11 protein-coding genes and 1 pseudogene are annotated in these 11,102 nt (G+C 63.3%); 9 read left to right on the plus strand and 3 right to left on the minus strand.

What is annotated here, in order from left to right:
- Positions 1–208: pseudogene (locus tag BQ8794_RS36140) on the minus strand (AraC family transcriptional regulator); the annotation flags it as partial.
- Positions 209–294: 86 nt separating this feature from the next.
- Between BQ8794_RS36140 and BQ8794_RS30630 the strand changes: the two are divergent.
- Positions 295–1,701 carry an FAD-binding oxidoreductase gene (locus tag BQ8794_RS30630; RefSeq protein WP_077382948.1) on the plus strand — a complete coding sequence of 469 codons (1,407 nt, stop codon included), beginning with the start codon at positions 295–297 and terminating at the stop codon, positions 1,699–1,701.
- A 449-nt stretch (positions 1,702–2,150) separates the two neighbouring features.
- Here the strand turns inward: BQ8794_RS30630 and BQ8794_RS30635 are convergent, their stop codons facing one another.
- Positions 2,151–3,089, minus strand: coding sequence for an NAD(P)-dependent oxidoreductase (locus BQ8794_RS30635; RefSeq protein ID WP_077382951.1), 939 nt, complete (start codon positions 3,087–3,089; stop codon positions 2,151–2,153).
- A gap of 153 nt (positions 3,090–3,242) precedes the next feature.
- Between BQ8794_RS30635 and BQ8794_RS30640 the strand changes: the two genes are divergently transcribed.
- Entirely contained in the window at positions 3,243–4,139 is an 897-nt protein-coding gene (locus BQ8794_RS30640) for an NAD-dependent epimerase/dehydratase family protein (protein ID WP_077382954.1), read from the plus strand.
- 102 nt (positions 4,140–4,241) lie between these two features.
- Positions 4,242–5,018: a FadR/GntR family transcriptional regulator gene (locus BQ8794_RS30645; RefSeq protein WP_077382957.1), complete on the plus strand. Its 777-nt coding sequence runs from the start codon at positions 4,242–4,244 to the stop codon at positions 5,016–5,018.
- A 393-nt stretch (positions 5,019–5,411) separates the two neighbouring features.
- Here BQ8794_RS30645 and BQ8794_RS30655 read toward each other — a convergent pair whose 3' ends face one another.
- Positions 5,412–5,699, minus strand: a complete 288-nt coding sequence (locus tag BQ8794_RS30655; protein ID WP_077382959.1) for a DUF3175 domain-containing protein — start codon at positions 5,697–5,699, stop codon at positions 5,412–5,414.
- A gap of 193 nt (positions 5,700–5,892) precedes the next feature.
- Between BQ8794_RS30655 and BQ8794_RS30660 the strand changes: the two genes are divergently transcribed.
- The 6 genes from BQ8794_RS30660 (at position 5,893) to BQ8794_RS30685 (ending at position 11,051) form a co-directional block, all read left to right on the plus strand.
- Positions 5,893–7,125: an MFS transporter gene (locus BQ8794_RS30660; protein WP_077383513.1), complete on the plus strand. Its 1,233-nt coding sequence runs from the start codon at positions 5,893–5,895 to the stop codon at positions 7,123–7,125.
- Positions 7,126–7,270: 145 nt separating this feature from the next.
- Positions 7,271–7,594 (plus strand): ArsR/SmtB family transcription factor, encoded by a 324-nt coding sequence (locus tag BQ8794_RS30665; RefSeq protein ID WP_077382960.1) that lies wholly within the window; start codon positions 7,271–7,273, stop codon positions 7,592–7,594.
- A complete protein-coding gene (locus tag BQ8794_RS30670) occupies positions 7,591–8,001 on the plus strand; it encodes an SRPBCC family protein (protein ID WP_077382962.1) in 411 nt (136 codons plus the stop codon). The genes BQ8794_RS30665 and BQ8794_RS30670 overlap by 4 nt, the downstream gene beginning before the upstream one ends.
- A gap of 123 nt (positions 8,002–8,124) precedes the next feature.
- A complete protein-coding gene (locus BQ8794_RS30675; RefSeq protein WP_077382964.1) occupies positions 8,125–8,346 on the plus strand; it encodes a hypothetical protein in 222 nt (73 codons plus the stop codon).
- Positions 8,347–8,597: 251 nt separating this feature from the next.
- A complete protein-coding gene (gntR, locus tag BQ8794_RS30680) occupies positions 8,598–9,626 on the plus strand; it encodes an HTH-type transcriptional regulator GntR (RefSeq protein WP_077383514.1) in 1,029 nt (342 codons plus the stop codon).
- A gap of 300 nt (positions 9,627–9,926) precedes the next feature.
- Positions 9,927–11,051, plus strand: coding sequence for a sugar ABC transporter substrate-binding protein (locus BQ8794_RS30685; RefSeq protein ID WP_077382968.1), 1,125 nt, complete (start codon positions 9,927–9,929; stop codon positions 11,049–11,051).
- Positions 11,052–11,102 lie beyond the last annotated feature (51 nt).

The raw sequence follows: 11,102 nt of genomic DNA on the forward strand, positions 1-11,102 counted from the left end.
CCCAGACGCCGTTTGCGGCGCGAAACGCGCTGCCGTCCCCAGCAACCACATAGGGCCGCATGCGCGGCGTGCCCGCGGCACCGCTGGTGATGAACAGGAAATCCATGCCGGGCGAGGAAAACAGGTCGAACATGCCGTAGATCGTGGAGGCGGTAGCCTCCGGAACGGCAAGGATCGCCACATTCAATGGGCCGGTCTGTTCAACCATGGCAGAAATGACAGCCTTCCAGCATTTTTGACTTTAGTGGTCGTGCCGGTGCTGCGCTAGCGTGCGTGAAACGAGGAGACCGCCACATGGCCACCGCCGCCACCCTTGCACCATCGAGCATCGAAAGCTTCCGTTCAACGATGCGTGGCGAGGTGCTGGAGCCGTCTAGCCCGTCCTACGATGCGACGCGGGTCGTCTGGAACGGCATGATCGACCGCCGTCCCGCCGTCATCGCGCGCTGCCGGAATGCTGCCGATGTCGCGGCATCGGTGAATTTCGCGCGCGAAGAGCGGCTGGCGATCGCGATCCGCTCGGGCGGCCATAATGTTGCAGGCTATGCCGTCTGCGACGGCGGCCTGATGATCGACATGTCGCTGATGAATGGCGTGCGGGTCGCGCCCGGCCTCGATCGTGCCTTCGTTGAGGGCGGCGCTATTTGGGCCGATGTCGATGCGGCCACCACCCCGCTTGGCCGCGCCACGCCGGGCGGCCTGATCTCGGCGACCGGCGTTGCCGGCCTTACACTCTCAGGAGGCATCGGCTGGCTGCGCGGCAGCCACGGCCTCAGCGTTGACAATCTGCTGGCCGCCGATCTGGTGACCGCCGATGGACGCCTCATCCATGTCGATGCGACGCAGAACCGGGATCTCTTCTGGGCGCTGCGCGGCGGCGGCGGCAATTTTGGCGTGGTGACGAGCTTCGAGTTCAAGCTGCACCCGATCGAACCGGAGCTGATGTTCTGCGGTCCTGCCTATCCCGAAGAGCGCGCCAACAAGATCATTCCGCTCTGGCGCGACTTCATGCAAACCGCCACCGACCGCCTGAGCGGGCTGGCCGAGTTCTCCACCATTCCGGAGGATCCCTCCATTCCCGAACACGCCTGGGGCCGCCGCGTCCTGGCGCTTGCGCATGTCTATGACGGACCGGCGGACGAGGGCGAGCGCGTCGTGGCTCCGCTGCGCAGCTTTGGCGAACCGCTCGTCGATTTCAGCGGCCGCATGCCGTATCGCACCATCCAGTCGCTCTATGACGACCTGTTCCCGAAAGGCCGCGACCGCTGCTACTGGAAATCCACCTACCTCTCGCGCCTCGATGACGAGGTCATCAGGGAGATCACCGCGCGGATGGCGAAGCGGCCCTCCGAGATGACCTTCGCCTCGATCTGGAAGTTCGGCGGTTTCGTCCAGCGCGTTGCAGCCGATGCGACCGCCTTCGGCGACCGCTCCATGCCCTTCATGCTCAGCCTCGACGCCATCTGGCCAGGCGCTGACGATGACGATGCGAACATCGGCTGGGTTCGCAGCTTCTGGCAGGACATGCAGCGCTACTCGACCGGCCGCCTCTACCTGAACTTCCCAGGCCATGGCGAAGGTGCGGATCTCGTGCGCGACGCCTTCGGGGCCGAGGTCTACGCGCGGCTCGCCAAAATCAAGCACAGATACGATCCGGACAATCTGTTCCGCCTCAACCAGAACATCCTGCCAATGCACTGACGACTCTCGTCTCGATCGTGATGGCTTTGATCGCGCTGAGTCGCGAGCGACGCCCAGTGTGGTCGCCGCCGCGATGTGTGCTGATCGAATCGGCGCTCGATCATCTCTTCGTTTTCGTCACGCGCGAAACCAGCGCGACCAGCCTCGGGCGCAGGCGCTGCATGAGGCGATCGAGAAGAACATCCGTCTCCGGCGCATCCGGCGGCAGCAAGAAGTGCCGTGCACAGGCTGCTTGCCAATACCGACGAGGTTATCGGGCGGTCGCGGCGGTGATTTATACCGCAAAGTCGGCGCTGCCCCTCACCCTTACCCTCTCCCCGTAAAGAACGGGGAGAGGGGGAGGCCAGCGCTGGAGCTTGTCCCTTCTCCCCGTTTTTCATGGGGAGAAGGTGGCGGCAGCCGGATGAGGGGCAGCGCCAACTTTTATCAGGTACGGCGAGCCAATCGCCTCAAATCGTCGGCTTCTCCCCATCCTTCGTCGGCGTCAAATCGATGCCGTTGACCTTGCCGATATGCGTCGCCAGCATCGGCACATATTGATCGGCGGGCCCGGCGGCGAATGCGCCGGCGAAGGCGTTCTTGGTGGCGTTGCCGAGCGGGTTGGCGATGCCGGCGGCACCGGCCATCGATTCGAGATAGGTGAGGTCCTTGAAGGCGTTGGCGATGGTGAATTTGTGCGCGTCGCGGTCGCCTTCCAGCGTCCAGCGCATGAAGGTCTGGTAGAAGCCGCAATCCATGCGGCCGTTGCGGATGACGCTGTCGAAGCGGGGCGGCGAGATGCCGACCTTTTCGGCCAGCGCCAGCGCCTCAGAATAGATCGCCGCATAGCCCAGCGAGATGAAATTATTGAGCAGCTTCATACGGTGGCCGTCGCCGGTGTCACCGATATGGACGATACGCCCGGCCCAGGTGTCGAGCACTGGCTTCAGCCGGGCAAACACCGCGTCGGATGCACCCACCATGGCGTCGAGCGTGCCTTCCCAAGCCTCCTTCGGGGTGCGGCTGAGCGGGGCATCGACATAGTCGACGCCAATCGCCTTGAGTTCGGCGGCAAGCGCCACCGTCGAGGTCGGGTCGGAGGTCGAGCAATCGACGACCACCGAACCCTGCTTCAAGCCCTCCTTGAGGCCGCCCGGCCCGCGGATGATGGCCTCGACCTCGCGCGAGCCGGTGACGCAGATGAAGACGATATCGGATGCCACTGCCACCTCGCGCGAGGTCGCGGCTTCCTTCGCGCCGCGGCCGAGCAGGTCTTGCGCCGGCGCGCGGTTCTTGCGGCCGAGAAACGTCAGGGAATAGCCCTTGTCGACGATGTTCTTCGCGATCCCGTGTCCCATCAGGCCAAGGCCGATGAAGCCGATCTTTTCGCTCGCGGCGGTGGTGTTCATGGCGTGTAATCCCTGTTGCGGTCTCGATGACGGCGCCGCACTTCGGCAGGCGAATTGTTGAAGCGGGTTTTTGCCGCAAGCGGTTGGCAGACGATTGCAGACTTCGATATTGTCTGACAATACACATGAATCCTGGAGAATGTGGAGAGCAAAATGACGAAGCGGATCATGTTCACCGGCGGCAGCGGCAAGGCTGGGCGTCATGTCGTGCAGTATCTGGTCGAGCAGGGCTGCCAGGTGCTCAATATCGACACCAAGCCGCTCGACAATCCCAAGGTGCGCACGCTGATCACCGACATCACCGACAGCGGGCAGGTGTTCAATGCGCTGTCGAGCTATATGGGCCTGCATGAATTCGACCCGTCGCTGCGCGCGCAGCCGGTCGACGCCGTGGTGCATTTCGCGGCCATTCCGCGCATCATGATCACGCCCGACAACGAGGTGTTCCGCATCAACGCACTCGGCACCTACAACGTCATCGAGGCGGCGGTGAAGCTCGGCATTCGCAAGGTGGTGATCGCTTCCAGCGAGACCACCTACGGCCTAGTCTTCGCCAACGAGCCGCGCAACCCGACGCATTTCCCGCTCGACGAGGACTATGATGTCGACCCGATGGACAGTTATGCGCTGTCCAAGATCGTCAACGAGAAGACGGCGCGCGCCTTCGCGCTGCGCAGCGGCATCGACATCTATGCCTTGCGCATCGGCAATGTCATCCAGCCGCATGAATATTCGCTGTTTCCGAAATGGTTCGCCGATCCGGGTTTTCGCAAGCGCATCGCCTGGAGCTATGTCGATGCGCGCGACCTCGGCCAGATCACGTTGCGCGCCATCGAGAAGGACGGGCTCGGCTATCAGGTGTTCAACGCCGCCAATGACGACACCTCGTCCGACCTGCCGACTGCCGTACTCTTGAAGCGGTTTTATCCCGGCGTGCCGGTCAAGGTTGAGCTCGGGGAATACGAGACGCTGCTTTCGAACCGCAAGGCGCGGGACCTGCTCGGGTTCCGCCCGGAACACAGCTGGCGGAAATACGTCAAGACGGCATGACGGGATCGATGCATCCGGGCTGATCTGTGCACAGAAGCAGGCTTTGCAGCCCGAGGCTTTTCCCGCGCTTGACAGCTTTCGGAATCCGGACTTTGTGAATGCATGCGGGACGGGAAGCCGAACAAGAGAAAAACACCGGCCAAAACGGCGTCCGCCGAGCGCCCGGCTGTCGTGCGTCGGGCCGACGCGGCGCGTATGCCGGGGTCGAGCGTGCATGCATCGCTGGCCAACGAAATCGGTCTCAGGATCGTGCGCGGCGACTATCCGCCGGGAACCATCCTTCCCAACGAGGCCAAATGGTCCGAGACTTTCGACGTCAGCCGCTCGGCGGTGCGCGAAGCGATCAAAATGCTGATGGCCAAGAGCCTTTTGGCGTCGCGTCCAAAGATCGGCAGCTGGGTCGAGCCGAAAGAGCGCTGGAACCTGCTCGACCGCGACGTGCTGGCCTGGTACGCGACCTCGCCCGACCGCGAGGTGTTCCTGAAAACGGTGCAGGAGTTCCGCCACATCATCGAGCCGGAAGCGACCGCCTTTGCCGCGATGCGGCGTACAGACGAGCAGATGGCCGAGATCAGCCGGGCCTGCCGGGAGATGGGCGCGGCGGCGACGCTGCAGGAGCGCACCCGCGCCGACACGCGTTTTCATCTGGCGATCCTGCGCGCCTCCGGCAACGACCTCCTGGTGCCGCTCGGCGTGCTGATCGAATCGGCGTTCGATCATCTGTTCGCCTATACGACGCGGGAACTGGACGATCTGCAGCACGCGCAGAAGCTGCACGAGGCGATCGAAAGGAGCATCCGCCTGCAGCGGCCGGATGCGGCACGCAACGCGGTGCGCAAGCTGTTGGCCAACACCGACAGCGTCATCAAATCGCGCTGATATAGCGCGGGACCACTGCAGCTGCGGTGCAGGACCTTTGATCGTGGAGGGACAGCGCGCCCCTCTGTCCTGCCGGACATTTCCGCCGCAAGGAAGGAGATCGGCCTTTATCACTGATTTCGCCAACCAGCCTTGCAAAAAGGACGCCGTCCGCAAAGCTGCCGATCTCCCCCCAAGTGGGGGAGATGTCCGGCAGGACAGAGGGGGGCGCGAAGGATCGCAACAGAGCGCTTTTATTCTGAGCCGCAGCATTCTTCGGCTGATGTAACGGCATGGATCCTAGGGTCTGCGCCGCGTCGCTTCGCTCCTTGCTCCGCCCTAGGACGACGAAGTGGCGGGGTGTCCTGCGGCCAATCTACCGCCGGGCGTCGCCATCGTCATCCCGCCGGCGTCTCAGTGCTCTCTCGGGCGGCCAAACGCGGCGCGCAGTTCGTCCTTGGCGTCCTCCAGCGCTTTCTTCTGCTTGGCCGGCAGGTTCTTGCCGGCGCGGTTGATGTAGAAATTCAGCATCGACATGGCGGACTGGAACGGCTCGGCCTTGCGCCGGTCGCTGTGTTCGGCCGATCGCTTCAACGAGGCTGCGATCTTCTTGGGGTCGTGGGATTCGAAGATATGTTCCTCGAGGTCCAGCGCATCGCTGTGCTCGGTGACCTCGGCCGACCATTTCCTTTTCGCGGTCATGACAAACTCCTTCTTCCTTCTATTGGCCTATTGGCAAGTTGATGAAAAACTCCGGGACGGCGGCCACCGTTCCACTGCAGCTCAAATCCCTGGAGCCACGGAATTGCGCGATGTGGCGCTGCACGGCGCCGCCAATGTGCCGATAGTGGTGTCGAACCCGTCGACTTGCGCACAACCGCGGACAGGAAACGCCTTGACCACAACCGCCTCCAGCCAGGCAAGCAGCCCCGGCATAGACAGCGCCTATGCCTGGCTGCGGCTCGGCATCTCGATGCTGCTGGCGACGATCGGCGGTGTCGGCATGTGGGCGGTGGTCGTAGTGCTGCCCGCCGTGCAGGCCGAATTCGGCGTCGATCGCGCCGCCGCTTCGACGCCCTATACCGCGACCATGGTCGGCTTCGCCGTCGGCAATGTGCTGGTCGGCCGCGCCATCGACCGCATCGGCTACTGGATACCGGCGCTCATTGCCTCGGTGACGCTCGGTACCGGGTTCCTGTTGGCGTCGCTGACCACTTCGGTGCTGCAGTTCACCCTTGTCCAGGGGCTTTTGATCGGCGTCGGCACGTCGGCGATTTTCGGGCCGCTGATCGCCGACATCTCGCACTGGTTCAACCGCCGCCGCGGCGTTGCGGTGACGGCTGCCGCCGCCGGCAGCTATCTCGCCGGGGTGATCTGGCCGTTGGCAATGCCCTACGTCATGCAGAGCGAGGGCTGGCGCTTCGCCTATGCCGCGATCGGCGTCGTCTGCCTCGCCACCATGCTGCCGCTGATCCTGCTGCTCAGGCGCGGCGCACCACATGCCGCCGCTCCCGGTTCACCCGGCAGCCGGCCGGTCCAGCCGATCTCGCTGTCACCGGCAGCGCTGCAGGTGTTGCTCGTCGTCGCCGGCCTTGGCTGCTGCGTGGCGATGTCGATGCCGCAGGTCCATATCGTCGCCTATTGCATGGATCTCGGCTACGGCGTGGCGCGAGGCGCCGACATGCTGTCGATCATGATGGCGGCGGGCGTCGTCAGCCGGCTGGCGTCCGGCTTCCTTGCCGATCGCATCGGCGGCGTGAAAACCCTGCTGGTCGGCTCGGTGCTGCAAGCCCTGTCGCTGTTGTTCTACATCCCCTTCGACGGGCTCGCGTCGCTTTACGTCGTCTCGCTGGTCTTCGGCCTGTCGCAGGGCGGCATCGTGCCTTGCTATGCCATCATCGTGCGCGAATACATGCCCGCCAGAGAGGCCGGCCAGCGCGTCGGCATCGTAATCATGGCAACCATCGTCGGCATGGCAATCGGCGGCTGGATGTCGGGCTGGATCTACGATCTGACCGGCTCCTACGCCGCCGCGTTCCTCAACGGCATCGCCTGGAACCTGCTGAACATAGCGGCCATGGTGCTGCTGCTGTGGAAGGCACGGCGCAGCGCCGCGGCGATGGCCTGAGCACTGACCCCGGTGGCCTGCCGCTGGCCAGAGCGATGGAAGAGACATGGCGGTGGCTCGTGAGACGCGGATGCCGGCCACGTTCGTGCTTGACCTACACATATCTCGGCGGTTATTGGTTTTCCAATAGCCAGCGAGTTATCGATTGTCACAGTCCCACGAGATCCTCTTTAAAACGCTCGCCGATCCGACGCGACGGGCCATCTTCGAGCGGCTGTGTCGCGACGGAGACCAGACCGTCGCGGCCCTGACCGCTCGGGCCGGGGTCTCGCAACCGGCCGTGTCAAAGCATCTTGGGGTGCTGAAGCAGGCCGGGTTGGTGCGCGATCGCCACGAAGGCCGCAACACGCACTACAGCGCGGAGCTTGGCGCCCTGGCCCCGCTGATCGACTGGACAAACCAAATGGCTGGGTTCTGGCAAAGCCGGTTCGACAACCTCGAAGATCTGCTCAAAAGGATGGACCAATGACCAGTACTGAGACCGAAACGCGCGCCGTCGTTGTCGAACGGGAGGTCGCTTTTCCGCCGGAAAAGATCTGGCGCGCGCTCACCCAATCACACCTGATCGAGGAGTGGCTGATGAAGAACGATTTCAAGCCAGACGAGGGGCACCGTTTCAATCTGAGCGCGGACTGGGGGACGGTCGACTGTCAGGTCCAGGCAGTCGAGCCCAACAAGACGCTGTCTTACACGTGGGATACCAAGGATCTCAAGAGTGTCGTCACGTGGACGCTCACCCCTACGAGCACCGGGACCCATCTGCGCATGGAGCAGTTGGGCTTCCGGCCGGACCAGCAGCAGTACTATCAGGGCGCCCAACACGGATGGCAGCGGTTCTTTGCGAACCTGGAGCAGGTCGTGGCGCGGATAGAATAGCCGTGCCGGCGCCATAGGCATCTGCGGGCGAACGCCATGCTCAACAAGACGCCCGTCAACGAAACAAGGTAGCAAAAAAGCCGCCAAGCGGGTCGCGCGGCGCGTCTTCAGAGGAGGTCCCAAATGAACTGGAATACGTGGATTCGGCAATTCCACCGCTGGCTGTCGATCATTTTTACGGCGGTCGTCGCTGCCATCTTCATCAGCTTGGGCGTAGGTGTCGAGCCCGCCTACTGGGTATACCTCATGCCGCTGATCCCGCTCGGCTTGCTCATGCTCAGCGGTCTCTACCTGTTCGCGTTGCCCTACGCCAAGAGGTGGCGCAGCGGACGACGCACGGCGTAGAGGCCTGAGCACGGTGGACGACAAGACGCCCGCTCACCACCCACAGCCGAAATTCAAACTGTGGCGCTACCCGAGTTCGGGTAGCTGTCCTGCCCGGTTCGCTTGACAATGGGCTAAGGCTGCGCGACGCCAGACGAGTGCGGCAGCCAAAATCACTGGTAAGTATGGGTTGGCATGGCGACAGTGGCAAAGACGCTGAACAGCATTTCGTGGCCGCGCTTGGGCGAAGGCGCCGCGTTCGGGGCAAGGCTGTGACCAAACCGCGCTCGCGCCGCGGCGGCGGCCGTCCGACGATCGCCGATGTCGCGCGCAAGGCCGGCGTCGGCGCCATCACCGTCTCCCGCGCCTTGCGCGAGCCGGAGCGCGTTTCGGAGGATCTGCGCCGCCAGATCCAGGCGGCCGTCGATGAGCTCGGCTATCTGCCCGACCCGAATGCGCGAGCGTTGGCTTCGGCGCGCGCCGAGGTCTTTGGCGTGCTGGTGCCGTCGCTCACCAACAGCGTCTTTGCCGAAGTGCTGCGTGGCATCTATGACAGCCTGTCGGACAGCTCCTACCGCATCCAGCTCGGCAACACCCATTATTCCGGCCTCGAGGAGGAACGGCTGCTGCAGGTGTTCGGCCCGCAGCGCCCGGCGGCGTTGATCGTGGCGGGCATCGACCAGACGCCCACGTCGCGAAGACTGCTCGAGACCGCCGGCTGCCCGGTGGTTCAGGTCATGGAGACCGGCCCCGATCCCGTCGACATGATGGTCGGCTTCTCGCATTTCGACGGCGGCAAGGCGGCGACGGAGCACATGATCGAAATGGGCTATCGCCGCATCGGCTTCATGGGCGCGCGCATGGACCCGCGCTCGCAGCGGCGGCTGGCCGGCTATCGCGCGGCAATGGAGGCGGCCGGCCTGTTCGACGCGCGGCTGGTCACCACCACGCCTGTGCCGTCCAGTGTGACGCTGGGGCGCGAATTGTTTCGCGATGCGCTGGCCAGGATGCCGACGCTGGACGGAGTTTTCTGCAACAATGACGACATCGCGCTCGGCGTGCTGTTCGAATGCCACCGCGCCTCGATCGCCGTGCCGAAGACGATCGGCATCACCGGCTTCAACGATCTCGACATGATGGAAGTGGCTTTTCCCTCCGTCACCAGCGTCCGGACGCCTCGCTACGAGATCGGCCGGCTTTCTGTCGCCATGGCGCTCGCGGCGATTGCAGGCAAGCGGCCGCAACAGCCGGTCGTCGATCTCGGCTTCGAACTCAAGCGCCGCGAGAGCACTGCCCGCTGAAAGCACTTTCCAGGGATCGCGAAATGACGCTTTACACAACGTCATGGTAGCGCTACCATCCGCCTCTGGGCGAAAACTCGCGGCAAAGACCGAAGTCTGTTTATTATATATAAGCGACAGCCAATGCTTGTTTATTATGTATAATATGATAGTTTTTACTCCGGTTTACCGGGCGACAAGGAGGGAGATCGGGTTGGCATTCGGCCACCTGAAAAGCGCGACGGGCAAGGCGGGAGGTGCCGGGCCAGACGCGGCGAGACGCGTAAAAACAATCAGAAACTGCAACTGGGAGGAATATCAATGATCAAGTCACTCGTTGGCGGCATCGTTGCCGCCACTGCATTCGTCATGTTGAGCTCGTCGGCCATCGCCGACCCCGAAATCGTCAAGGGCCCGGCCGCAGAGCCGGACTGCTTCGTGCCATGGGCTGCCGACACGCAGTTCTTCAAGTTCCCCAAGAAGGAAGGCCCCTACCGCATCGCGCTCGCCAATGGCTATATCGCCAACACCTGGCGCATCCAGATGATCCAGACCGCCAAAGCTTACGCAGCGCAAAAAGACGTCGCTGCCAAGCTTAAGGAATTCAAGGTCGTGTCGACCGGCGAGGATGTACCGGCGCAGATTTCGGCGATCAACAACTTCATCGATTCCGGCTATGACGCCATCGTCGTCAACGCGCAGAATCCGACGGCGTTCGGACCGGTCATCAAGCGTGCCAAGGAAGCCGGCGTCGTGCTGGTCGCCTTCGACAATATTCTCGACACCAAGGACGCCATCAACGTCAATGTCGACCAGAAAGGCCTTGGCGAGTTGTGGGCCAACTGGCTGATCAAGCATATTCCCAATGGCGGCAAGCTCCTCGAGGTGCGCGGCGTTGCCGGCACGTCGGTCGATACCGACCGCCATAACGGCATCCATGAGGTTCTGGACGCTTCGGGCAAGAAATGGGAGGTCACCGAAGTCGCCGGCAAGTGGGATGATCCGACAGCGCAGAAGGTCACGGCTGACGCGATCGCCACCAATGGTCCGTTCGTCGGCATCACCGGCCAGGGCGGCGACACCGGCATCGTCCAGGCGATGATCGACGCCAAGCATCCGTTCGTACCGTTCGGCGGCGAAACAGAGAACGGCTTCCGCAAGTTCTGCGCGGCCCATGCAGCCGACGGGCTGAAATGCTCGTCAGCCGGTACCGGTCCGGCGCAGGTGGCGGTTGCTATCAAGACGGCGATCGCAGCACTCGAAGGCCAGGTCGTCCCGCAGTCGGTGAAGCTGCCGCTGGCGATCGTCGAGGATCCGAACTTCAAGGCAGGCCAGGACTATTTCCCCGACCAGTCCGACAATTTCTTCGTCGGCAACTCGTTCCCGACCTGCGGCATCAACTTCACCGCGCAGGAAATCATGGGCCAGAGCAAGGAAAACCAGTAGACTGATCGCTCGGCGCCGCGGAACATCCCGCGGCGCCGGTCCCGAAGAACA

The organism is Mesorhizobium prunaredense, from assembly GCF_900156895.1.
Taxonomy (GTDB): Bacteria; Pseudomonadota; Alphaproteobacteria; order Rhizobiales; family Rhizobiaceae; genus Mesorhizobium; species Mesorhizobium prunaredense.

What these genes read in the sequence shown, in the direction of transcription:
- BQ8794_RS30630 (WP_077382948.1), top strand. Translation starts at nt 295, where the DNA reads ATGGCCACCGCCGCCACCCTTGCACCATCGAGCATCGAAAGCTTCCGT.
- BQ8794_RS30635 (WP_077382951.1), bottom strand. Translation starts at nt 3,089, where the DNA reads ATGAACACCACCGCCGCGAGCGAAAAGATCGGCTTCATCGGCCTTGGC.
- BQ8794_RS30640 (WP_077382954.1), top strand. Translation starts at nt 3,243, where the DNA reads ATGACGAAGCGGATCATGTTCACCGGCGGCAGCGGCAAGGCTGGGCGT.
- BQ8794_RS30645 (WP_077382957.1), top strand. Translation starts at nt 4,242, where the DNA reads ATGCGGGACGGGAAGCCGAACAAGAGAAAAACACCGGCCAAAACGGCG.
- BQ8794_RS30655 (WP_077382959.1), bottom strand. Translation starts at nt 5,699, where the DNA reads ATGACCGCGAAAAGGAAATGGTCGGCCGAGGTCACCGAGCACAGCGAT.
- BQ8794_RS30670 (WP_077382962.1), top strand. Translation starts at nt 7,591, where the DNA reads ATGACCAGTACTGAGACCGAAACGCGCGCCGTCGTTGTCGAACGGGAG.
- BQ8794_RS30675 (WP_077382964.1), top strand. Translation starts at nt 8,125, where the DNA reads ATGAACTGGAATACGTGGATTCGGCAATTCCACCGCTGGCTGTCGATC.
- BQ8794_RS30685 (WP_077382968.1), top strand. Translation starts at nt 9,927, where the DNA reads ATGATCAAGTCACTCGTTGGCGGCATCGTTGCCGCCACTGCATTCGTC.